Below are 23,660 nucleotides of genomic sequence, written 5' to 3'. Positions count from 1 at the left end.
TGTCGTCCTATATGAAGTTGCGGGTTCGTGATTGCGAGAGACGCCACAGAAGCTGGTTGAATTTGGTGATGCGGCATTCGGGGCACCACTGCCCGCAGAAGCCGGGGTCGGCAAGGGCCTTTGCGGCACTCTTGCGCTTCGCGCCACGCCAGATGTCGCCGAACGACTGCTCGTTGATGTTGCCGATGGGTTCGAACCAGTCGAAGATGTTCAGCCTGCCGCACAGGTGCACCGACCCGTCGGCCCCGATGACCGAGGTGAGCGGATGCGCGCGGCAGGGCAGGTTGCTGTTGCCCCGTACCTGATTGTCGCGCATGGCGTCGGTGTTGACGCAGAAGCCGTCGGTCTCGAAGAGCTTGAGGTAGTCGAGGTTGAAGTCTTCGGGGGCGATGTCGGGGGCGTCGATGACGGGGCGAAACTGGATGTAGCTCGCCTTGGCCTGTCGCGCCCGCAGCACGAGACTCTCAAGGTGTTCGGTGTTGTGCCGCGTCACCACGTAGCCGATGCCCACGGTGGGGCAGTGCCGGGCGAAGTGGGCGATGTTGCCCATGACGGTCTCGAAGGCGTCGCGCCCCTTGGCGTTCTGGAACTCGGCGCGGGTCGAACTGTCGAGACTCACGCGCACCCAGTCGAGGCGTCGCAGCACGTCGGGAGGGAGGGTCACCACGCCGTTGGTGATGAGTCCCGCACCCATGCCCGCATCGGTGATGCACGCGACGATGGCGGCGAAGTCGGGGTGCAGCGTCGGTTCGCCGCCACCCTCGATGACGATGCCCTTGGTGCCGCCCTCGCGCAGTTCATGGGTGAGACGGCGCACGGTGTCGAGCGACAGGGTTGCCTTCACGCCCTGCCGTCCGCGCAGGTCCTTGTCGGAGCACCACACGCAGGCGAGGTTGCAGCGGTTGGTGAGCGACAGTTCCACGCTGACGGGGAACGAGGCGTCGGGCAGTCCGTTCTGGCTGGTGAGGGCCAGTATCTTCTCGGGGTGGAGGAACAGCTTCTCAAGCCCCACCTCCTTGGGCGGAAAGGCCCGCGAGAGGGTGTGCAGGGCGGGGTGCTGCGCCGCATAGTCGATGATGGCCTCGATGGTCACATCGGGCACGTTGACGGCGATTTCGCGCAGCAGGGAGAGGTCCTTGGTCGTCTCAAGGTGGAAGTCGAGGGCGAGGCGGGGCAGGTCGCTGTCCTGCCGGTGCACGGCAAAATGTTCCGCGTTCTGGAGAACGGAATAGGCGAATTCCTGACGCACTTCGGCGGAGATGTCGGCGGCGTCGAGTCGCTTCAGCATGTCGACAGAAACCACCTGCCCGCCGAGGCCTCGCGGGACGCCCATGCGGTGTTCGTTGTAGCTGAACTCCACGCCGCGTTCGGCGTGTTCCGCTGCGAGGTCGGCAAGACGGGGGATGCACACGAAGGGGGCGGCACCCATGACGCGCACGAAATGGTCGCAGTGCATGGCCTCTGCCGCGAGGATGAGCCGCTTCACGAGGTCGCGGTGCGGCCCGCGCACCACCTGCGCCCCCAGTGCGGCCACATGCGCGCACAGGGCGTCGTCATCGGGCAGGTCGGAGGTCGCCACGCAGATGTCGTCGTGCCAGATGCCGCGCAGCCTGCCGATGAGCACCTCGATGACCGTGCGGCCTTCCACCAGTGGCAACAGGTGTTTGCCGCGCAACGGCGCGATGTTGGTCGCCTGTATGATGACGGGTGGAAGACTGCGTGATGCGTTCATGGCACGACTCGCGGGTTTGCGGGGTTCGACTGATGAAGTATGACTGCCGCCCTGCCTCAAGCAATAAGCGGGCCAGCGGGGTCGTCCCCATACGCGACGGGTGGGCATGTTGGCACGGATAGTGCTTCTGCTCAAGGAGTTTGCCCGCACACGCTGGCTACGGCCCCGTCGAAGCGTTGAACCGCTTCGTCTGCGGGGCGTTCGGCACCGTGCCGCCGCAAGGGCGGGGGTGTCGACTCTCCGGCGCAGGCGGGCGGGCCTTGTGGAACCGTGGTGATGCGGGCAGGATGCCGGCAGTAACGGAACGTGCAGTGGAGTTGCATACGCTATGGAATACATCTCGCTCAATCGACTGGGTGGCGCGGCCGGATGCCCCGCCGATGCAGAGGCCGCAGCGCGTTTTCGCGCGGCATTGCCCGAAGGCTGCAAGGGCACGTTCGCCGTGGCACGGCGCATCGCGCCTGTGATCATCGACTTCGACCTCGTGATGCAGGAAGGCGCGGCGTCGGTCTCGCTGGCGAAGGGGCTGGGCCTGCCCGTGGTGCCCTGCATCCGTCGGCAGGTGGAACGCGCACGCACCGACTTCCCCCAGCGGTTGCAACTCGAACTCACCAACTGCTGCAACAACGACTGCGTCATGTGCCCCCGGCACGGCGGGCATTTCACCCGCAAGCCCAAGCACATGGACCTCGACCTCGTGCGACGCGCACTGGATGAGATAGCACAGCACTACAACTACCAGTTGCAGCTCTTCCACATCGGCGAACCGCTGTTGCATCCGCGTATCTTCGAGATACTCGACATGCTCGAAGACTACCCCACGCTGGGCCGCAAGTGGATAAGCTCGAAGGGGCAGGAACTCACCCCAGACATCATGCGCCGTGTGCTCACCTCGAAGGTGGACTATTTCAACTATTCGCTGCTCGCCATGACGCCCGCCACCTATGCCCGCATCGTCCCCAACGGCGACTACGCCACGGTGCGCGGCAACCTCGAACGACTGGCGGACCTCAAGCGCGACCTCGGCGTACAGCGACCCTACCTGCGGGCGCAGATGATCGAGATGGACGAAGCCCTGCACGAGATAGACGCCTTTCTCGACACATGGGCCGACAGGGTCGACCTGCTTTCCGTCAACCGTCTCGAGACCTTCAGCAACCGCATCGACGCCAAGGTGACGAGCGCCATCAAGCCGCGCGAATCCATAGGCCCGCGCGCCTGCAAACGGCTTGAGCGTGGCGACCTCTACATCCTCTCCAACGGCGAGGTCACCGTGTGCGACACCGACTTCAACGGTGAACTCAGCCTGGGCAACCTCAATGAGACGACGCTTGCGGAGATGGCGCGGGGCGCGCGGTATCGTCAGATTATCGACAGCCACGAGCGCGGCGACTATTCGCAGATAGAGCTTTGCCGTCATTGCGAAGACTGGAACCTGTAGGCGCACGGCCCGTGCCGTACCCTTGCGCACAGCGCGGGGGCTGCGGGGCTGCGCGGTGGAGATACGCGACATGAGCACCAACGACGACATCAGACTTCTGCTGTGCGACCCCGCGACCCTGGGCGAGATGACCGCCGACGGCGTGCATGGACGCTTCGCCCTTGCGGGGTGTGTGCACAATCCCGACATGTTCGGTGCGGTGGAGGCGGCACCGGGCCTGTACCTGCTGCCCGAGACGGGCTGGCGAGAGGGCGCGGCGCTGTGCGTCGGCGAGGCGCGCCCCGTGGGTGACGACGCCGGACTCGGCACCACGGTGTCCGCAACGCAGAAGGGTGCCCTGCGGCACCGTCTCGAGGGCGCACCCTGCTGGAAGGGCAAGGGCTATCTGCTCTTCTTCGATACGGCCAACGACTACCGCATCATCTTCCCGCGGCCTACGCGCGAGAAGCTGGCGGAACACTACCGCGCCTTCGAGAGTTCGCCCTCATTGCGCAACTTCAATTTCGAATACCACGCCTTCGTGCTGTGCCGCGCCATCGGGCGCGAGACGCTGGACGGGCTGGACGTGCTTGACGTGGCGTCGGGCAACGGCAGCTTCCTCTCTGTGCTGCGCGGCAAGGGGGCCCATGTCACCGGCTTCGAACCTTCCGAATCGGAGTGCCGCGAGGCGGCCAAGTCGGGGCTGGAACTCATCAACGCACCGTTCACGCCCGCCATGCTGCCCGAAGGCAGGCAATACGACGTGGTCATCGCGGGCAACATCTTCGAACATGTGCCCGACCCCGTGCCCTTCATGGAGCGCATCCGTGCGCGGCTGAAACCGGGGGGGTGGCTCTTCTTCCAGATTCCCAACGACTTCAACGCCATCCAGATGAAGTATCTGGAGCGTTCCGGTTCCGACGCATGGTTCGTGGCCCCGCCCGACCACCTCAACTACTGGGACGTGCCGCAGGCAAGGCGCTTCGTCGATGCGCAGGGCTTCGACGTGGTACACGAGGAGGCGCAGTTCCCCATCGAGATGTTCCTGCTCATGGGCATGGACTACCGCAAGCAGCCTGAGCTCGGGCGGCAGGCGCACCTCATGCGCTGCGCCTTCGAAGACAGCTTCGCCGACGACATGGGTACGCTCTCGCGGTTCTATGCGAGCCTCATAGGGGGCGGGTTCGGTCGCGACTATGTGGCCGTGCTCCGTAAACGGCCATGAGCGGCGTGCGGCTGTGCGTGCCCGTGACGGACTGCTACGCCGGGGCGCGTCATGACATCGACCCGTATCTCGGCGGGGTGGAGTTCAAGGGCGGCACACCGCCGTGCCCCGTGCCCGATGGCGTCGACGTGCTGATGGAGTCGCCCCACGGCATCATCAGCGACGACCTGTGGGTATGGCTGGAACGCCAGCGGGTGTTCGACTTCATGGCGGCGCGGGGCATACGCTCGTTCGCGTGCGACCTCGGCCCCGCCTGCCGCCGTTACGAGAATCGTCCCACCGCAGGCCGCTTCGTGCGCTCGTACCCTGCCAGCGAGGTCCTCGGGCAGGATGCGCTCATCGAGGTGGCGCAGGAGGGCGTCGCGCGTATCCGTGAGCACTTCGACGGCACACTCAAGTTCGAGATTCTCAACTACTATCCCACGGGCGTGTACGACCACGTGTGCGACCCGGCCTTCATCCACCGCTTCCTCGACGCGCTGGATGCCCAGTTGCTGCTCGACATCGGCCACGCCCGCATCAGCGCGGCGCATCTCGGCTATGATTTCGCGGCGTACCTCGACGCCCTGCCCCTGCATCGCGTCACCGAGGTGCACTACAGCAGGCCGGGGCTTGAGCTTGGCGTGTGGGAAGACACCCACGAGAGACCCGGCGCGGATGAGGCGCTGGCCCTGCGGCACATCCTCGCCCGCGCCCCCGTGCGGCATGTGGTGATCGAGTACTACGCCTCGCCCGCCGACCTTCTGTCCACGGTGCGCGACCTGCACACTCTGCTGGTGGAGGTGGCTGCATGAGGCTCTTCGCGGCGTCGGGTGCGCCGGGCACCCTCGTGTGCCTTGCGCGGATGCTCCTTGACGGGGCGTTCTCCGACGTCGAGTGGCGTCTTGGCTGCCCTCCGGCCTTGCGGGGGTGGCTGTCGCGTGCGTTGGGGGCGGAGGCCGGGCCGAATGGCCTCTCGTCGGAGGGACATCTGCCGGAGGGCTGGCTTGTCGACCTGCCCGACGTGGATGCCTCACATCGCGATGCGACCCTCGGGCGTCTTCTGGAAGGGGTGGACACCGTACTCGTCGGAACCGACCTCGGCCTGTGCATCGACGAACGCCTTGCTACCGTCGCACGTGGCGCGGGGTTGCCTGTGCATTACTACATCGACTTCGCCACCTGCATCCCCGAACGTGTGGTGCAGATGCACCCCGGCCCCGGTACGGTGCTGGCCCCCGGTGTGAAGGTGGCGGAAGACCTCGTGCGGGCCGGATGCCCCATGCCTGTGACGGACTGCGGGCATCCCGAATTCGAGCGATTGCTCGCGGTTGACGCCGCTGCCTCGCGCGTTGCGGCTGAACGAGTGCGCCGTGCCGCCGGGTTGCCTGACGATGCGTTGCTCGTGGCCTATTTCTCGCAGCCCTTCAGCGACCACCGCGCCGTCTACCATGACGCCCACCTCGATTTTCTCGATAGCGGACGCCTCGGCTACGACGAACTCTCCATCTTTGATGCCGTCGCTGCCGCGCTTTCGCGCCGGTCGCGTCCTGCCGCGCTTTTCGTGCAGCCCCACCCGCGCGAGACTCCCGGCAAGTACGCCTCACGCATGGAGGCAAGGGCGGATGGCGTCCTGCATCGCGCCATGTGGGGCGGCACCAAGGACGAACTTCTGCTTGCCGCAGACGTGGTGCTGGGGATGCAGAGTACCGTGCTGGTGGAGGCCGTGTATCTTGGCAGGCCCGTGGCAAGCCTCGATATCGGGGCCGCCTACGGCGGTGCGGGCAAAGAAGCCTCGCCTTTCGACGCAGCCTCGTGGGGTGTCGCGTGCATCGGTGACATGACGACCCTGCAGGCGGGGCTGGACGATGTGCGGCGGCTGCTGCCCGTCTCGCGCAATCCGCTGGGCATACGCCCCGGTTGTGCGGCGCGGCTGGCACAGGTGCTTTGTGGCGGGGCCACGACGCCGCGCGGCGTTGCAGCCGCAAAGGGGGCTGCATGAGCAAGCCTTCGTCGCATCCGCACCCTGACTTGGTCAGCCATCGACCCGTCGGGCACCGACCTTCTGGTCAACGAGTTCTTGGGCAACGACGTCTTGCGCAGCGGCAGTCCGGGCACCAAGCCACAAGACATCGTCAAGGATTTCGCGATCTTGCAGGTGGCCCCGTGCGTGTGGCCTTCTTCGGCAGCTACGCATGGAGTGTCGACTATCTTGCCGCACTGCACGCGAGTCCACGCACCGACGTGGTGCTGGTCGTCACCCGGCACGACGACCTCGGCAGCGGGGGCGAACGCACCTTCGCCACACCGGTGACGGAGTGGTGCGAGGCGCAGGTATCCGGCATCGCCGTCTTCAAGCCTCGCAGCCTCAAGGGTGACGACGCGCTGGCGGTCATCGGTGCGGCGCGGCCCGACGTGGTGGTCAGCGCCGGGTACTCCCTGCTGTTGCCGGAAGACCTCTACGGGGGCGTGGCACAGGCAGGCATCAACGTCCACCCCTCGTTGCTGCCGCAGTACAGGGGGGCCGACCCGGTGCGCCGTGCCATCCTCGACGGTGTGGCGGAGACGGGGGTGAGTCTGCATCTGCTCACGCAGGCATTCGACGAAGGGCCGTTGCTGTGGCAGCACCGCATCGGCATCGACCCCGCATGGAACGCGGGGGATGTGCTTCGCGAGGCCGGACGCATTGCGGCCCCGGCGCTGCCCGACGTGGTGCACGGATTCGTCTCCGGACGTCTTGAACCTTTCGACCAGCAGGGCGAGGCGACCCTCGCACCCGCACTGGAAGGGGCCGAGGTGGAGGTGGGGCGCACGCATCCCGTGGAGACGGCGCGCCGCCTGTACCGGGCACTGGCCCCCTACAGGTTTCCGTTGTGGGTGGACGGCGGACGCAGGGCCGCGATAGTGGAGATGGACAGTGTCGCAGATGCCCGGTGCGAGACGCTCACCTTCGCCGATGGCGAGGTGCGGTGCAGGCTGGAGGATGTGCGGTGAACGGCCCTACAGTGCGGAGGACGGCGTGATACGACTTTCAAGGGACGACGTGCAGTGGTCGGGAATCCGTTTTCTCGACCCTCTGTGCAGGGCGTGTTCGCACGACGGCGTGTGGTACAAGGCCATTCTGCCGGGCGCAGAGGAGGCCGTGCGTGCGCTCATGGCCACGGGGCTGTACGACCGCCTCGCCGGGGAAGGGCTTCTCGCCCCTGTGCAGGAGGCCGAAGTCCGTATCGAGGGCTTCGCCCTCGTGCTGCGCCAGCATTCAGAAGCCTACGACGTCCCGGCACGGTGCTGGCCCACGTTGCAGTTGCGCGATGCCTGCCTCGCCTACCTGCGCCTCAACGAGGTGCTTGCAGAATACGGGCTGGGCTGCATCGACGGGCATACGGGCAACTTCGTGGTGCAGGGGGCCGACAGGCCCGTGTGGTGCGACATCGGTTCCTTCGTCCCCGTGGGCGCGCGTGACGTGGCGGGGCTTGAGGAGTTCGTCACATCCATGCTCTATCCGCTGCTGCTGCGGGTACAGGGCCCGGAGTGGGAGACGGTGATGCGGCAGGGCGTGTCGGTGGGCTTTCCCCGCACCGTCCTTGAGCGCATGACGGGCGTCTCACTCACGCTGGGGGGCACGCGGCGTGACATGCTGCGCCAGCTTGCCGACTACGTGCAGGGGGTGCGCTTCGCATGGCCCGACGGCGTGTGGGGCGAATACCATACCGACGACGACCTCGCGGCACAGCCGCCGCAGGCCCACGAAGACCCGCTGCGCGCCTTCGCGCAGTCGTCGCGCCTCGAGATGGTGAACCGCCTTGTGCGCCTCGTCGGGCCCCGTACCGTGGTCGACCTCGGGGCCAACGCCGGTTTCTTCTCCAACCTCGCGGCATCCGCCGGGGCGGAGGTGCTGGCTGTGGAACCCGACGACCAGGCCGCCTCGCGTTACCATGCCGCGCTGGCCCGACGGGGGGGAGGCGTGCGGGTGAAGGTGCGGGTGGAGGGTGTGGGCGATGCCCCCGGCAAACGTGGTGAACTTGTGATGGCGCTGGCACTCACGCATCACCTCTATTTCACGCATCGCTACCGTCTGCCCATCGCGGCGAGGGCACTGGCTGAACACAGCGAAGGGGCACTGCTCACCGAGTTCATGCCCAACGGCATGGGGGGCACCGTGCCCAACCCCGACCCGCTGCCGGCGGACTACAGGCTTGAGACGTTCACGGATGAACTCGCCCGCTATTTCAGCAGGGTCGAGGTCATCGACTACCCCATGCCCGCCGGGCACGCCAAGCGCGTCATGGTGCTGTGCACCGGGCGGCTGCCCCGCGCTATCACCGATACCCTCACGCCCGACCTCGGTGCGTGATGCGACAGGATGTCGAAGGAGACGTGACCATGATGCCCATCGCCGACTGGTGCACCGACAGGGTGCGCTCCAATACCCTCATGCACGAAGAGGGCACGCAGTGGTATGCCCCCGCCATCGCCGGGGCCTCTTCCGTGGCAGCGGCCCTGTACGACGTGAACACCTACGCCGCTGTGCTGGATGTGCTCGAACGCCTTGAGGATGACGACTATGCCGTCTACCTGCGCCGCTTCATGCGGCAGGGCATGGCCCGGTATGGCGCGCACTGGCGGTATGCCGACATCTGCACGGTGCTGCACACCCTTTCGCGCTTCCTGCGGGTGGAGAACTATCTTGAAATCGGCGTGCGGCGCGGGCGCAGCCTCGCCATGGTGCTCGATGCCAGCCCCGCCGCCTCTGCGGTGGGCTTCGACCTGTGGATGCAGGACTATGCGGGCATGGCGAACCCCGGCCCCGACCACGTGGCCCGCGAGATGGCGCGTCTCGGGCACACGGGCGGTCTCGCCTTCGTCAGCGGCGATTCGGCGCAGACCGTGCCTGCCTACTTTGCACAGAATCCTGCTGCCACCTTCGACCTCATCACCGTGGACGGCGACCACAGCCCCGAGGGGGCCATGCGCGACCTCGTGACCGTGCTGCCGCGTCTGCGTGTGGGCGGGGCACTGGTCTTCGACGACATCGCCCACCCTGAACTCGGCTACCTGTACGACATCTGGCGGCGCGTGGTGCAGGCGCAGCCCAACATGAGTGGCTACGCGTTCACCGAAGTGGGCTATGGCGTGGCCTTCGCCGTGAGGATGCGCTGACATGGCGACGGTGCTTGTCACCGGTGCGACAGGCTTCATCGGCAGCCATGTGGTGGAGGCGCTGGCACCCCGGCACGACGTGGTGGGACTCGCCTCGTCGGTCTACCCGTCGCCGCGTGACGCCGTGCGGCACGTGCGCATGACGTTGCCGCACCCCGACCTTGAAGAACTTGTGGCCACCCTGCGCCCCGACGTGGTGGTGCACTGCGCCGGTGTGGCCTCGGTGGGCCTTTCGATGCATAGCCCCGGCGTGGACTTCCAGTCCGGCCCGCCCGTGGTGTTCCAGCTTTTCGACGCCATCCGCAAGGCGGGTCTTGCGTCGAAGGTCGTGCTGCTGTCCAGTGCGGCGGTCTACGGCAATCCGCAGAGTCTGCCCGTGGGTGAAGACGCCCCGCGCGCCCCCATCTCCCCCTATGGCTGGCACAAGGGCATGTGCGAGGACATCGCGCAGGAGTTTCACGGCACCTACGGTATCCGCAGCGCGGTCTTGCGCATCTTTTCATGTTACGGGGCCGGGCTGCGGAAGCAGCTTCTCTGGGACGCCGCGCACAAGTTGCTGGAGGGGGCGTTCGTCTTCGATGGCACGGGCGACGAGACGCGTGACTTCATCCACGTGCGTGATGTGGCGGCGTTCGTGACCCGTCTCGTCGAAGGCTGGCCCGATGGCGGTTGCGTGGTGTGCAACGTCGCCAGCGGCGAGGCGACTCGCATCGCAGACCTGCTGGCGCTGCTGCCGGAGGCTTTCGGGCTTTCCGGGGTCGTTCCGGTGTTCACAGGGCGGGTACGCGGCGGTGACCCGCACCACTGGCGGGCCGACATCTCCCGTGCGCGGCAGATGGGCCTTGCCCCGGCGGTGTCGCTGGAGGAGGGCGTGCGCGAGTACGCAACGTGGTTTTTTGCCGTCACCGGCGGAGAGAGGGCATGATGCGCAGTAAGGGTGACAGCATGAGACCGGAGAGTCGTGCTGCCGAAGGGCGTCACGGCGACCGCATGAGTGCGGATTGCGCGCCACGGGTGTGTGGGGGCCGTCAGACCGTCTTCGAATCCGTATCCATGCCTGCTGTGGCGGGAGGTCGTCCATGCGCATAGGCATCTGCATCCAGTGGGGCGTGGAGGGGTGGACGGGCGGCATCAACTACCTGCGCCACCTCGTACTGGGGGCGGCATCGCTGCCGCCGCGCCTGCGGCCGCGCATCGTACTGCTCTTCGAGGCGGCACAGGCTGCGGCCCTGCCCCTGTACGAGAGCATCGTGCCGCTGGCGGACGAGGTTCGCGTCATGCACGGCACCCGCGACGCCGCCGGAGTCTACCATGTCCATGACCCGGAGACGGTCTTCGCGGGGCTGGACATCGCCTATCCGCTGCCCCACGGCTTCGCTGACGTCCCTTCCGGGCTTCCGCGTCTTTTCTGGATTCCCGATTTCCAGCATCGCCATCTGCCGCGCTTCTTCCCCGAACGTGAACTTGCCGAACGCGACGCCCTGTTCTCCGCCATAGGCCGCAGTGCCGACGTGGTGGTGCTCAGCAGCGAGGCGGCGCGGCGTGACGTCATGGCGTTCTACGGTGTACCGCGAGAACGTACCTTCGTGCTGCCGTTCTGCACCGTGGGCGAGGAAGACTGGTACGCGGGCGATGTGGCGGCGGTGCAGGCTCGTCATGGTATCGCCCCCGGCTACCTCATGTGCTGCAACCAATTCTGGGCGCACAAGGACCACCTGACGTTGTTCAGGGCACTGGCGCGTTTGCGTGCGGAAGGGGGCGTGCCGCAGCTGGTATGCACCGGCGGTACCGACGACTACCGCGACCCGAAGCACTTTCCCATGCTGCTGCGTGCCCTCGACCGTCTGGGCATCGCGGAACAGGTGCGCATTCTCGGCCTCATCGACCGGCGCGACCAGATTCAGCTCTTGCGGGGTGCCGATGCGGTGGTGCAGCCTTCGCTGTTCGAGGGGTGGAGTACCGTGGTCGAGGACGCGCGCGCCCTTGGCAAGACCATCGTGCTGTCAGACATCGACGTGCATCTGGAACAGGACCCGCCGCACGGCCACACCTTCCGTGCGGGCGACCCCGCAGACCTTGCCCGTGCACTGCAAGAGGCGCAGGGCGACTTCACCCCCACGGCGGGTACGGAACGCGAGACAGAGGCGCGTGCCGACAACGCCGAACGTCTGCTGCGCTTCGGCATGGGGCTGGTGCATCTCGCCCGTGCCGCGCAGGAGGCGCGCCCCGATTGCGTTGGTTGAGCTAGTTGCGCCAGTTGAGCCGATTGAGCTAGGCGAGCGAGCTTGAACCAGTCGCGCCAGTTTGAGCTAGGCGAGAGGTAGAGGCGATTGAGGCGGACGAGGCGCATCATGGCGAAGGGCTGATGCCAGCACCTTCCGTCCACATGTGGGTACCGTCCGAAGAACGACACGCGAATGGTGCGGGGGTCGCACCGTGCATCATCGAAGTCCCCTTGCGGGGACTTTTTCATTGCAAGGCGCGGGCGATGCGGGATGGGGCGGCAAGTCGTGTCATGGCGCCGCGACCCCGGCAAGGGTCGCCTGCGAGGGCAGCCCCAGCGGTGAAGGCAGGTCGTCAAGCGCGGTGAGGACGGCGTCCGGCAGGGCGAGAAGTTCCTTGGCAGGGGCGAGGGCGGGCGCAAGGCGCAGGGCGTGGCGCAGGCAACGCCTTGCGAAGCCGGGATTGTGCGCCGGGGCACCGTAGCACCACGGCGGATAGAAGCGCAGGGCCCGCAGCGCCATGTCGAAGTGGACGAGGGCACGCTCCTCTGCCGTATGGCAGGGCACGCCCGCAGCGCGGTAGCGTTCTTCCACGGCTTCGGGGTGCTGCCACTGGCGTTGCACCCTGTCGTTCTCACGCGTCATGGTGTCGTCGCGAAAGGTGATGGCGGCCTCATGTTCGAGGTACAGCCCCAGCGCGTCGGGCACGTGGATGCCCCGGAAGGCGGCAGCGAGGCGGATGTCGAAATCCCAGTCGGCACAGGCGCGGTAGCTTTCATCGAAGAAGCCGACGACGTCGTGCACACTTCTGCGCCATAGCGGTTGCGGTCCCAACTGGCAGTAGAGAAGCGTGGCGGGCGCGAAGAAGTCGGGAAAGCGCATGACACGCTGCCCGGCGTTGTCGGCGTAGCGTTCGTTCTCTGTCTGTCCCACGCGGCAGTCGCCATAGGCGAAGCCCGCTTCGGGGGCCTCGTCGAGGGCTGCGGCAAGGCGTTCAAGCGCATCCTCGCGGTGCCTGTCGTCGGCGTTGGCGTTGGTCACGTACGGGGCGCGGGCAAGGCGCACCCCGCGATTCCAGCTGGCGTAGACGCCTTCGCGTTCATCGGTGCGAACGTACACGATGTTCGGGTGGTCGCGCATGTAGTCCTGCACGATGGCACCTTCGCCCTGCGGTGAACAGGCGTCGATGACGATGATTTCAAGCGAATCCGCAAGTGTCTGCCCCAGCAGGTCGTCGAGGCAGCCGCGCACGAATCGTTCGGCATTGTACAGCGAGACGATGGCTGAGACTCTTGGCGCAGGGGTGGCGTGCGGGGTCATGCGATGCCGTCCGGTGTGGCGTGCGGGGCGTGTCGTCCGCACAGGTTTCGGGCGAGTTCGTCGTTCAGGGCGCGCAGGCTTGCGGGCATGTGCAGCCCGGAGGCGGCGGTGCGGCCCTCGATGGCGTCCACGAAGAGGGGCAGGGTCTTTGCCCATGTGAAAGAGGTGCGCCAGTGCTCACGGCCCGCGGCGGCGAGGGCACGGGCCTTCTCCGGCGCGGCGATGATGCTGCGCACGGCGTCCGGGAACGCCTCGACAGGGGCGATGATGCCGCCCGCCTCGTCGTGCACGGCGTTGCATCCGGGCGTGGCGACCCACGGTGTGCCGTGGGCCATGGCCTGCAGCACCACAAGCGGCCCGGCACTCTCTCCCACCGAGGGAACGAGCAGGGCGTCGGCGTCGCGGATGAGGGCCGAAGCCTCGTCCGGGGGCAGTGGCCCGATGATGCGTACACGCGGGTCGCGTGCGGCGGTGCGCCAGCAGTCCATGAAGAAGGCGCGTTCGCCGGGCCACGGCAGGGCAGCACCTGCAAGGACGAGTTGCCAGCGTCCCTCTGCGCCGGTCATCACCCGAAGCATCTCAAGCTGGTTCTTGACGGGCCAGAAGTTGCCCACGCAGACGACAAGGGGCCTGTCCTCGGCAAGGCCGAAGCGGAAACGGCTGTCGCCCGGTGCGGCGTGGTCGTCCACGGCGTGGGGGATGAAGAGGTGCGGTACGTCGATGCCCGCATGCGGCGCGGCAAGGGTGGCGGCATCGCAGCCGCGTTCCGAGACGGTGATGTGCAGGTCGGCACCACGCAGCACGGAGCGCACCTCGTCCATGACGCCGCGCTCATCCCAGAGGGCGAGGTTGGCGGCGTTGATGCTGGGCATCATCACGATGCGGGGGCGGCGGTCTGCGGGCAGGTCGCGCAGGGCATGGCAGACCCATGTGTCGGGGTGGGCGAGGCACAGGACGGCACGGTAACCGCCGCGCAGCACATGGGCGCGATAGGCGGCAAGCCCGCGGCCCATGTCGCCGTCGTGGAAGCGGTTGTAGCAGTCGAATTCGTGGATGGTCATGCCGTCGTGGCGGAGGGCGGGACGTTCGGCAAGCCTGCGGCAGGCCACGTCCACCGTGTAGCCCTGCGTGATGAGTTGACGCCCCAGTTCTTCCACGAACAGTTCAGTGCCGCCCACCGAAGGCCAGAAGAAGTCGCATGCCAGAAGGATGCGGCCCTGTGCGGAGACGGTCGGCGTATGGGGTGCCGCGCCGGGTGATGCATGGGGTGTCGCGGTATCCACGTCATGCGCGGGTCTGGCGAAGGCCGGAAGGGGCATGGTGGCGGCTGCGGCGCAACGGTCGTCGTCAGGTACGCGGTGGATATGCTCCGAGGCACAGATGCCTACAGTATCATAGTACCAGCGCAGGAACAGCGCGGCGAAGTACAACGGGCGCGCGACGGATTGCAGGGTCTGGGCACTCTCGCGGCATCGTTCGAGCACATGGTCGAGGCCCTGGCACAACGGGTCGATGAGTCCCAGCAGCGCGTTGCTGCGCATACGCCACAGGCCGAAGTACAGGTCGACGAGGCGCGGAAACTGTTCGCCCGTGAAGCGGTGCGGCACGTCGTCACCGGGAGGCAGGGGCAGGGCGTCGATGGCGCGCAGCCTGTCTCGCAGGGCGTCGACCCTGTGGGTGATGCGACGGGGGAGGTTGCGCCAGTAGGCCACGTCTTCGGCGGCTATCTCGCGGTAGTGGCAGGGCTGGTCGTGGTTGCGGGCGAAGATGCGCACCGCGCCGCCCCCGCGCACACGGAACATGCGCGACATGTCATCCAGCGAAAGGTCGTGCTGATGGATGGCCGTGCAGTCCTCGCGGTAGACCACGGGCACGTCGATGCGTTCCAGCCGCAGGCCGATGTCGATGTCCTCCGCACCCCACAGCGGGCCTGTGAACGAGGCGTCGAACCCCCCGGCGGCGATGAGGGCCACACGTGGCGTGCTCACGTTGCAGGTGTAGTAGTGCAGGAAGTCGTAGACGCCGCCGTGTCGCATCCCCGCGTAATTGAAGATGAGGTCGGAGTGGGCGATGACATGGCCCCAGGGCGATGCGGAGAAGTCGGTGGGCGGGTCGAATCGTCCCAGTACCGAGAAGGTGGCGTCGGGCACGGCGCGGTGCGTGGTGAGATGTATCTCGAGTCCTTGCGGGCAGAGGAGCGCATCGTCGTTGAGAAAGACCACGATGTCGCCTCGCGCGGCGGCGATACCCCTGTTGCGTGCCCTCGCAGGCCCTCCTCTGCGTGGCTGCCGCAGATGCCTGAAGGCGAAGGGGGCGGTGTAGCCTTCAAGAAAGGTGGGGGTGTCGTCGCTGGAGGCATCGTCCACCACCACGACCTCGAAGTCGCCGGCTGCGAGGGTCTGCGCTTCGAGATGCGCGAGGCACAGGCGCAGCACATCCACCCTGTTGCAGGTGGGGATGACCACCGAGAGTGCGGGACGCGGCATGGCGTGGAGCGCATCCACGAAGCCTCCGGCCTCTTCATGGGCGGCATCGAGGGAGAGGATGCGTTCCGCCACGGAAAGCGCAGCCCGTGTGTCGCCTTCGGCGAGGCGTGCGCGGGCCTCATGGAGGAGGGCCTTCGCCATGGAGGGCGAGGCCCCGTTGCTGTCATGAACCATGCCGTGCGTCACCTTCTGTGTCCTAGGCAGGGGGCATGTCGGGCATGAACCCCAGATTGTTGAGACGACCCAGTGCGTCAAGCCGGTCGGCGAAGCGGTAGTAGAACTTCACGTCATTGCCAGCGACGTTGCCGAAACGCTTCCAGTCCGTGGCATTGGCCCTGCCGAGGCCGGACATCTGGTGATGTACGCAGACCACGTCGCCTGTGTAGAGCACATCGAACCCGGCAAGGGCAAGGTCGATGTCGTGGGCGATGTCGTCCATCTGCGACGGCGAGAAACGCAGGTCGAAGGCGGGCACCTCGTCGAGGGCGCGGCGCGTGAACACGTGGCAGCAGCCCATGACGCTGGTGGTGCTGCGGGTGAAGTCGTAGAAGCCGGTATCGTGGTGCAGGGTGGGCGTGTCGAGGCTGAGGCGGATGAGGCCGGGGCGCGCTACCGAGATGTTCCGGTAGAGGTACTGCAGACGGGGGACGTCACCGGGGTTGCGCACGCGCGTCCCCGCCACCCCTGCGCCGGGATGTTCTTCGAGATTGCCCACCAGACGGGGCAGCCACGCGGCGGGCACGTCCACGTCGTCGTCGAGGAATGCCACGAAATCGGCTTCACGTACGGTCTGCTTGGCAAGCAGCCAGTTGCGGGCCGCAGGTGCGCCGATGTTGATGGGCATGTCGATGACTTCAAGTCGCCCGTTGAACAGCCGTTCGTTCACCGCAGCCACGCGCGTTGCGGAATCGTCGGTGCAGCCGTTCAGCAGGACGAGGATGTGCGCCTCGCCCGTTTGCGATGCCGCCAGCGAGGAGAGGGTGCGTTCGAGCAGTTCAGCCTTGTTGAAGCTGTACAGGCAGATGGCGATGCGGTGGTGCAGGGCGTCGGCATGCGCGCGCGGAGGCTTGGCGAGGGCTTCCATGCGCAGCCTTACCGGGTGCTGGAGGGGGTCGGCTTCGAGTGAGGCCCCGTACAGGTTCAGGGCCTGTTGCGTATCACCGAGGCGGGCATGCAGTTCGGCGAGATGGTTGAGCAGATGCGGTGACGGGTTGTCGGGAACGCAGGCTGCGGCGTGTTGCAGGGCGCGTTCGGTGTCTCCCTGCATCATGGCATGGATGAAGAGCCGCTCGTGCAGGGGGCGCAGCAGCCCCGCCGGAGGTCTGACCGACGGTAGCCACTCGCCCCCCACCGGGATGTCCAGCGCGAGTTCCACGGTCATGAGCCGTTCCATGATGGCGGGCGAATAGGGGTATTCATGCAGCAGCGCCAGCAGCATGGCACGGTTGCGTTCGGAATCTTCACCTGCGCCGAGGCGTTCGAGTTTGCGTTCGATGGGGTCGGGGATGGCGCAGCGTTCAAGGTCGCGCAGGTGCGGCGCGGCATTGCCCGTCACCTGTGCCAGAATACGTTGTGCAGCGAGGTCGAGCGGCAGCAGGTCGCAGTAGCGCACAAGCAGATAGGTGAGCCATGCCCGCGTGGAAGGGGTGGTCTCTTCGGGGGTGAGCACTCCAAGCCGGTTGATGTAAGCCGCGGTGACAGCCGGGTCTAGAAGCAGGTTGCCCAGATGGTTGCGCAGGTGTGCCACTGCCTCGTCGGGCGTGATGGCTGCAAGTTCGGCATGAAGGCCCGGTTCGAGATAACTGTAGTGCATGGTGTTTCCTGTCGGGGGATTCAGGCTGCGCCCACGGGGTGGGTCGTGGCGACCGGGGGATGACGGTAGGGCGATGTGCGGCGGGTGTCCATGCCAAAGGCGAGGGCGACGCGCTGCGTCCCTATCATGCTGTCCATCTGGGCCTGTTGTGGCCCGAAGCTGTAGTGGTGTGCCACGGCTTCGGTGGTCATCAGGCCGAAGAGTCCATTCTGGACGAGGGCGTCGTTGATGGCCTGTTCATCGCCCGAGGTGAAGGGAAGTACGCGTTCGGTGATGCGGCTGTCGAAGAGGATGCAGTTGATGTTGAGCGCACCGTCGAAGCGTTGCGGGATGCCACTACGGATGATGGGGCACCGTGTGTCACGCAGGTCGCCGCGCAGGACCCTGTGCCATATCCATGTGGCGTAGTCCGGGTTCTGGTGGACGGGGTCGCGACGTACAGTGGTGGAAAAGCCTTGCGGAAAGTGGCGCTGCAGGGCCTCTGCAAGGCATATCTTGCCTATCTGGTTGTTGGGCACCAGCGCGGACACGAGGGCGACGTTATCTGCTGCGTTGTTCTTGTAGGCGCGTAGCATGCCTTCCAGCCACCCCGGGGTCACGAATACGTCTTCATCCAGTTTCACGACAAGGGAGTGACGGTGCAGGGCAAGGACGAGGCCTTCGGTACGGACGGTGTGTTCGAGTCCGCGCGGGCCGAAATGGATGCTCTCCACATTGCGATGCCGTCTCTCGAATGAGCTGATGATGACCTTGTGTTCGGTGTCGACCGCGTTGGCGAGCACATACACCCTGCTGAAGCGGTCTAGGTCGGTATACTTTTCGAGATTGTACAGGCAGATGGAGAAGCAGTCCTTCCTGTGTGAGGTGAGGATGATGAGAATCATGTCCTTCATGCCAAATCCCCGGATGCCTCGCGGCTGGCGAGGTGCTGTCGTCGGAACGCATCGGGTCCCCGTCGCGTGCGTTGCCGGATAGCGAGTGTGCAGGGTGCTGGATGCACGATGTGTGCCGCATGTCTCTGGCAGCCATGCGTGCACAGGAGGCAGGGGTTTCAGGCGCGCCGAAGAAGCCTGCCTTTGTGTGGCCGGGGCAGGAGGGGGCTGTACATGCAAGGCGTGTCAGCCTTCTGACGTGGGCGCGAGGCCGTCATGGATGCCGGAGATGTGGCGGTAGCGCATGCTTCTCGCAGGGCGATCCTGCCGCCTGACAGAAGAAGGACACGGGCAACCGTGCTGGCTGCCCGTGTCCGAAGGGGTGTTGTCGATTTTCTGCTAGCCCATGTCACCCAGCCCGTCGCCGGGGTGCATCACCCGGCCCATCAGCGTGGTCTCGTAACCACCGAGGTTGCCGATGCGTTCGGCGAAGGCGGGGGTGTGCAGCAGGTCGAGCACCGCACGCACGCGCGGTTCTTCGAGGAAGGCGTTTGGAATGAGCAGGTCGTAGCGTTCACGGGCAAGCGGCACGAAGTCCAGCCCGAGGGCCTTTGCCGCAGCGTGGATGCCGAGGCCGCAATCCGCCGCGCCCGTGAGCACGTTGGCGGCAACGGCCATGTGGGTGTACTCCTCTTTGTCGTAGCCTGCGACCTCGGCGGGGGAGATGCCCGCTTCGCGCACATGCCAGTCGAGAAGGATGCGGGTGCCAGCACCGCGTTGCCTGTTGATGAAGCGCACCCCTTTTCGGGCGAGGTCTTGTACTCCCTGTATGCCCATCGGGTTGCCGGGTGCCACGATGAGCCCCTGATGGCGGATGGCGAGGTTGACCACGGTGACGGGTACGCCCTCCAGGAAGCGGGCGATGAAGGGAAAGTTGTAGTCGCCCGTCTCGGGGTCGAAGAGGTGCGCCCCGGCGAAGTGGCACGAACCGTTACGCAGGGCGTTGATGCCCCCCATGCTGCCCACATGGGTGGAGGCGAGGCGGAAGGGATCGTCGCGTCCCATCAGCTCATCGGCAAGCAGGTCGAGGGTGTTGTCGTGGCTGCCCACGCAGACGACGATGCGGTCGAGGAGTGCCGGGGGCACGGTGAGTTCGGCGGTGAGGCGTTCATGCCCCTCTGCTCCTTCGGCGGCGGCGGGAATGCGCGCCACGGCCTGTGCCCGTGAAAGGGTGGTGATGTTGCCGGCTCCGCGTGCCAGCGGCGTCCCTACCAGTTTGTCGCCAACGCGGCCTACCGAAAGGCGCAGGAATTCGTCGATGCCGAGACGCGAAGGCACCTTGCGCGTCAGTTCCACCTCCACCACGGGGCGGGCTTGAGACTGGCGGCGGGAGAGCCATGTCAGAAGCGGAGTGAGCAGTTCCTCGAAGCAGACCACCGAACTGACGGGATAGCCGGGGGCACCCGCCACCAGCCTGCCCCGGCATACGCCCAGCAGTGAGGGTTTGCCGGGCATGGCGGCGATGCCGTGCACGAGCACCTCGCCCTCGCGCTCGATCGTCGCACGGGTGAAGTCCTTGCTGCCAGCCGAAGAACCCGCACAGAAGATGGTGAGATGCGTGCCCGCGTCGAGGCTGTCGCGCAGTGCCGCGTGCAGTGCCTCGGGGTCGTCGCGCACGGGGGCGATGCGTTCGACGCTGCATCCGAGCCCGCGTGCCATGGTGGCGAGCACCTGCGAGTTCGACTCCACCACCTGCCCCGCACCGGGTTCGGGGCGCAGGGTGAAGTCGAGCACCTCGTCCCCTGTGGGGATGATGCGTACCCGTACCTTCTCCCATACCTCGACCTCCCATATGCCCCCGGAGAGGAGCGTGCCCACGTCGTAGGCGTTCAGGGGATGGTTGCGGGGAAAGAGCAGTTCCGTCGCCACGATGTCTTCGCCAAGGCGGCGCACATGCTGCCACGGGAAGGCGGGGCTCTCTATCTGCACATGCGTGTCATCCACGGGCACGACCTGTTCGATCATGATGACGGCGTCGCAGCCCTCGGGCATGGGATGTCCCGTGTTCACGGGGCGGTAGTCCGCGTCGAGCGCAAGTGTGAGGGGCGAACCTTCGCGCGCGGTGTAGGTCTTCGCCGCGGAGACGGCGATGCCGTCCATGGCCGCGCTGTGGAATGTGGGCGACGAGAAGCGGGCGTACACAGGGGCCGCCAGCACCCGACCCGCCGCTTCGTGCGCGGGCACGGTCTCGGTGTGCATGAGCGCATCGCGGTCAAGGGCTGTGCGGGCGCGGGTGACGGCATCCTCTATGGGCAGGGTTCGCAGGTAGATATTGCGGCGAGGCTCTGACATGGCGTTCTCCGTGAGGGCTGCGTGATGGTTCAGGTCTTCTCTATAGCGTCCCTGTGGCGGCGGTACAACCCGCGAAACTGATCGTAGGTCAGTCCGAGCAATTCCGCGGCGGCGCGGCGGTTGTGCCGGGTGCGGGCGAGGGCCCCGCGAAGGGCATCCTCCTCGAGGTGTCGCACGGCGTCGGGCAGCGTGGTTCCCTGTGTCCATGCCTGTGGGTTGGGAGATGAGGCGGTGGGCGTTGTCGTCGCGGTGCCGGAATCACCATGCTGCATGGCTGTGTCCGCCGGGTCGATATCCGGCGCAGAGGCGGGGCCCGGGGTGGCCCCACCTCCGGCTGGCGTGGAGACCGCCGTGGCATCTGCGTGGACTGCCGGCCCGTGCTGCCACGGCGAGGCGAAAGGTGTGGTGTCCAGTGCCGTGATGATGCCGCCTTCGGCCTTGAGGACACAGCGTTCGATGGTGTTGCGAAGTTCCCGGATGTTGCCGGGCCACGCATAGGTCAGAAGGGCGCGTCGGGCCTGGGTCGAGAACTCCGGTTCAGGGAGTCCCGCCTCCATGGCGAAGCGTGTCGCGAAATGTTCGGCCAGCAGCAGCACGTCATCGCCGCGTGCGCGTAGCGGCGGCAGGTGCAGCACGCAGAAGGCGAGGCGGTCGAGCAGGTCGGCCCTGAAGCGGCCCTGCCGGACAAGCCCCGGCAGGTCGGCGTTGGTGGCGGCGACGATGCGCACGTCAGCCTCCAGCCGTTGTGTCCCCCCCACCCGCTCGTATTGCCCGTACTCCACCACCCGTAGCAACTTGTCCTGTACGCTGAGAGGCAGGTTGCCCGCCTCGTCGAGGAAGAGCGTGCCCCCGTCGGCCCTCTCGAACCGCCCGGGGCGGCGCATGGCTGCCCCCGTGAAGGCGCCTGCCTCATGCCCGAAGAGTTCGGCCTCGGCGAGTGAAGGCGAGAGGGATGCGCCATCGAGAATGACGAAAGGCCCCTGCCAGCGGCGTGAGAGAAAGTGCAGGCGTGCGGCGGCCAGTTCCTTGCCTGTGCCGCGCTCGCCCACAAGCAGCACTGGCCTGTCCACCTTGGCCACGCGCGAAAGCTCCTCCTGAAAGGCGAGAAAGGCCTCGGACTGGCCGAGTGCTTCGGCAAGTCCGGGATGAGTGGGGATGAGGGCATCGCTGCGCATGTGGGCTTTAGACCATGTTTTGGTGGATTTTACCAGTAAATGGTGACATAACCAAAGCGTATGGTGTGGCTCTGCCACAAGGGTGTGAAGGATTTCCACATGTTGTCTCGCTGCGGCTCCCCGGCACGCTTCGTGCTGTGCCGGGGTAAACCGCAGGAGGCCGACATGGGCATCTTTTCCCGATTCAAGGACATCGTCTCTTCCAATATCAACGCCATGCTCGACCGGGCCGAAGACCCGGAGAAGCTCATCCGTCTCATGATTCGCGAGATGGAGGAGACACTGGTGGAACTCAAGGCCGCATGCGCCCGCACCATGGCGGAGTGCCGCAGGCTGGGCCGTGAGGGTGAAGAGGCTGAACGTCAGGTGTCTCTGTGGGACAGGCGTGCCGAACTCGCGCTCGATTCCGGACGCGAAGACCTTGCGCGCGAGGCATTGCTCGAACGCCGTCGTGCCACGGAACATGTCGAAGCCCTCACCCGCGAGACGGAAGAGTGCGAGGCGCTGGTCGCCCGCACGCAAGAGGACATGGACGTGCTGGAACAGAAGCTTGTCACGGCACGCGAGAAGCAGCGCCTGCTCGCCCAGAGGCATGTCCATGCCCGTGCGCGGCGTCAGGCACGCGAAGAATCACGCCGCGCCGCGTCGTTCGACGTCATGGAGCGTTTCGAGACCATGGAACGCCGGGTCGAGCACATGGAAGCCGAGGCCGACGCCGTGCGTGTTCCGCGTTCGGGCGGGGCTGGCGGGGTGTTCGCCGACCTTGAGACACGCGACGCCATCGAACGCGACCTCGCAGCCCTGCGTCAGAGGATGGGGCGGGATGGCTGACGGCCTTGCGACGCCACGTCGCGCAGACTATGGTAGTGAGAGCGTGCGCCCGCGCGGGTGCGCGACGGAGGCCGCAGGATGTTTCACGGACAGTTGATGGTCGATGGTCTTGAACCGGTGGTGCACGGCATGGGATCGTTCATGATGCTCTGGTTTGTGGTGTTGCCCGCGCTCGTGGCGGTTCTTCTGCTGGTGCTCATTGCCCGTATGTTCCGTTCGCGTGGCAGTGAAAGTGCCGCCACCGACGATGTGCGCCTGTTGCAGGAGTTGCACAGCACCATGGACAGGCTTGAACGCCGGGTCGAGGCGCTGGAGACCCTTCTCGCAGACGATGCGCGCCGCGATGACAACGGCTGGCGCGGAGGAGGCAGACCATGAGCCGCTATCACGGACGACGCGGTCAATGCCGCGACGGTTTCGGTTCCTATGGTGCTTCGCGACTGTACCGCGCCCGCGACGGAAAGTTCATGGGCGTGTGTCAGGGGCTTGCCGACCATTTCTGCCTGTCGGTATTCTGGGTGCGGGTGCTGGTGGTCTTCGCCGCCCTCTTTTCCGGATTCTGGCCTGTTCTCGGCATCTATGTTCTGATGGGGCTGATACTCAAGCCGCGCCCGGTACTGCCTTTCGAGACGGACAGCGATCGCAGGTTCTATGATGACTGCGTCCGTTCGCGCACGTCGGCCCTTGCGAGGCTCAAGGAACGTTGCGAGAGGCTCGACAACAGGTTGCGCCGGATGGAGGACGTGGTGACGCGCCGCGACTTCGACTGGGAACGGCGCTTCAGGACGGGCACGTAGCCCGGAGTTTTTTGCAGGAGAGGCGTCTCCGTGCAGGGGGTGCGGGCCGTTGGTCTGCGCCCCTTTTTTGTTTGAGGCCGGGTCGTCGCCTTTGGCGACAACAAAGGCGACGGTGATGCCGTCGTCCGGCATGGATTCCAATCCCCTGTCGTATTCACGGCGGCCATCCGTTGGCGTAGGGCGATTCATGCCGGGGCATGGGCTTGGCGAAGGCACGGCATCAGGTCGCTGACGGCAGGGGTGAACCCTGCCTGCTTCCTTCGCCGGGTCGTCGCC

At 66.3% G+C, this 23,660-nt stretch carries 19 protein-coding genes; 12 read left to right on the top strand and 7 right to left on the bottom strand.

Annotated features, from left to right (window positions below; all coding sequences use genetic code 11):
• Positions 1-7: 7 nt before the first annotated feature.
• The gene (locus DVU_RS14125; RefSeq protein ID WP_011791573.1) at positions 8-1,732 is read right to left on the bottom strand and encodes a radical SAM protein; all 1,725 of its coding nucleotides are present in this window, start codon (positions 1,730-1,732) and stop codon (positions 8-10) included.
• Positions 1,733-2,060: 328 nt separating this feature from the next.
• Here DVU_RS14125 and DVU_RS14120 point away from each other — a divergent pair, with 328 nt between their 5' ends.
• From DVU_RS14120 to DVU_RS14080, 9 genes are all read left to right on the top strand, one after another.
• A complete protein-coding gene (locus tag DVU_RS14120; protein ID WP_010940262.1) occupies positions 2,061-3,173 on the top strand; it encodes a radical SAM protein in 1,113 nt (370 codons plus the stop codon).
• A gap of 70 nt (positions 3,174-3,243) precedes the next feature.
• Positions 3,244-4,377, top strand: a complete 1,134-nt coding sequence (locus DVU_RS14115; RefSeq protein ID WP_014524597.1) for a class I SAM-dependent methyltransferase — start codon at positions 3,244-3,246, stop codon at positions 4,375-4,377.
• Entirely contained in the window at positions 4,374-5,171 is a 798-nt protein-coding gene (locus DVU_RS14110; RefSeq protein ID WP_010940260.1) for a multinuclear nonheme iron-dependent oxidase, read from the top strand. The genes DVU_RS14115 and DVU_RS14110 overlap by 4 nt, the downstream gene beginning before the upstream one ends.
• Entirely contained in the window at positions 5,168-6,358 is a 1,191-nt protein-coding gene (locus tag DVU_RS14105) for a hypothetical protein (protein ID WP_010940259.1), read from the top strand. Before DVU_RS14110 ends, DVU_RS14105 begins: the two co-directional genes overlap by 4 nt.
• A 164-nt stretch (positions 6,359-6,522) precedes the next feature.
• Entirely contained in the window at positions 6,523-7,350 is an 828-nt protein-coding gene (locus DVU_RS14100) for a methionyl-tRNA formyltransferase (RefSeq protein ID WP_010940258.1), read from the top strand.
• A gap of 25 nt (positions 7,351-7,375) precedes the next feature.
• Positions 7,376-8,710 carry a methyltransferase domain-containing protein gene (locus DVU_RS14095; RefSeq protein WP_010940257.1) on the top strand — a complete coding sequence of 445 codons (1,335 nt, stop codon included), beginning with the start codon at positions 7,376-7,378 and terminating at the stop codon, positions 8,708-8,710.
• 29 nt (positions 8,711-8,739) lie between these two features.
• Complete coding sequence (locus DVU_RS14090; RefSeq protein WP_010940256.1) at positions 8,740-9,516, top strand: class I SAM-dependent methyltransferase; 777 nt, start codon at positions 8,740-8,742, stop codon at positions 9,514-9,516.
• A gap of 1 nt (position 9,517) precedes the next feature.
• The gene (locus DVU_RS14085; protein ID WP_010940255.1) at positions 9,518-10,441 is read left to right on the top strand and encodes an NAD-dependent epimerase/dehydratase family protein; all 924 of its coding nucleotides are present in this window, start codon (positions 9,518-9,520) and stop codon (positions 10,439-10,441) included.
• 154 nt (positions 10,442-10,595) lie between these two features.
• Positions 10,596-11,759 carry a glycosyltransferase family 4 protein gene (locus DVU_RS14080; protein WP_010940254.1) on the top strand — a complete coding sequence of 388 codons (1,164 nt, stop codon included), beginning with the start codon at positions 10,596-10,598 and terminating at the stop codon, positions 11,757-11,759.
• Between the two features lie 270 nt (positions 11,760-12,029).
• On the opposite strand, the gene DVU_RS14075 is transcribed toward DVU_RS14080, so the two are convergent.
• The 6 genes from DVU_RS14075 to pspF all read right to left on the bottom strand — a co-directional run bounded on the left by DVU_RS14075 (position 12,030) and on the right by pspF (position 21,756).
• Entirely contained in the window at positions 12,030-13,058 is a 1,029-nt protein-coding gene (locus tag DVU_RS14075) for a glycosyltransferase family 2 protein (protein WP_010940253.1), read from the bottom strand.
• Positions 13,055-15,718 (bottom strand): glycosyltransferase, encoded by a 2,664-nt coding sequence (locus DVU_RS14070; protein ID WP_010940252.1) that lies wholly within the window; start codon positions 15,716-15,718, stop codon positions 13,055-13,057. The genes DVU_RS14075 and DVU_RS14070 overlap by 4 nt, the downstream gene beginning before the upstream one ends.
• Positions 15,719-15,740: 22 nt before the next feature.
• Positions 15,741-17,357 (bottom strand): glycosyltransferase, encoded by a 1,617-nt coding sequence (locus tag DVU_RS14065; protein ID WP_010940251.1) that lies wholly within the window; start codon positions 17,355-17,357, stop codon positions 15,741-15,743.
• 20 nt (positions 17,358-17,377) lie between these two features.
• A complete protein-coding gene (locus tag DVU_RS14060) occupies positions 17,378-18,250 on the bottom strand; it encodes a hypothetical protein (protein WP_014524594.1) in 873 nt (290 codons plus the stop codon).
• A 378-nt stretch (positions 18,251-18,628) separates the two neighbouring features.
• Positions 18,629-20,581 (bottom strand): molybdopterin biosynthesis protein, encoded by a 1,953-nt coding sequence (locus DVU_RS14055; RefSeq protein WP_010940249.1) that lies wholly within the window; start codon positions 20,579-20,581, stop codon positions 18,629-18,631.
• Between the two features lie 29 nt (positions 20,582-20,610).
• Complete coding sequence (pspF, locus tag DVU_RS14050; RefSeq protein WP_010940248.1) at positions 20,611-21,756, bottom strand: phage shock protein operon transcriptional activator; 1,146 nt, start codon at positions 21,754-21,756, stop codon at positions 20,611-20,613.
• Between the two features lie 165 nt (positions 21,757-21,921).
• On the opposite strand from pspF, the gene pspA reads away from it, so the two are divergent.
• The 3 genes from pspA (at position 21,922) to pspC (ending at position 23,384) form a co-directional block, all read left to right on the top strand.
• The gene (gene pspA / locus DVU_RS14045) at positions 21,922-22,587 is read left to right on the top strand and encodes a phage shock protein PspA (protein WP_010940247.1); all 666 of its coding nucleotides are present in this window, start codon (positions 21,922-21,924) and stop codon (positions 22,585-22,587) included.
• A 78-nt stretch (positions 22,588-22,665) separates the two neighbouring features.
• Complete coding sequence (gene pspB, locus DVU_RS14040) at positions 22,666-22,965, top strand: envelope stress response membrane protein PspB (RefSeq protein WP_010940246.1); 300 nt, start codon at positions 22,666-22,668, stop codon at positions 22,963-22,965.
• Positions 22,962-23,384, top strand: a complete 423-nt coding sequence (gene pspC, locus DVU_RS14035; RefSeq protein ID WP_010940245.1) for an envelope stress response membrane protein PspC — start codon at positions 22,962-22,964, stop codon at positions 23,382-23,384. The genes pspB and pspC overlap by 4 nt, the downstream gene beginning before the upstream one ends.
• The last annotated feature ends 276 nt before the right edge of the window (positions 23,385-23,660 follow it).

Source organism: Nitratidesulfovibrio vulgaris str. Hildenborough (genome assembly GCF_000195755.1).
In the GTDB taxonomy this organism is placed as follows: Bacteria; Desulfobacterota; Desulfovibrionia; order Desulfovibrionales; family Desulfovibrionaceae; genus Nitratidesulfovibrio; species Nitratidesulfovibrio vulgaris.
This window is presented reverse-complemented; position numbering and strand designations above follow the sequence as displayed.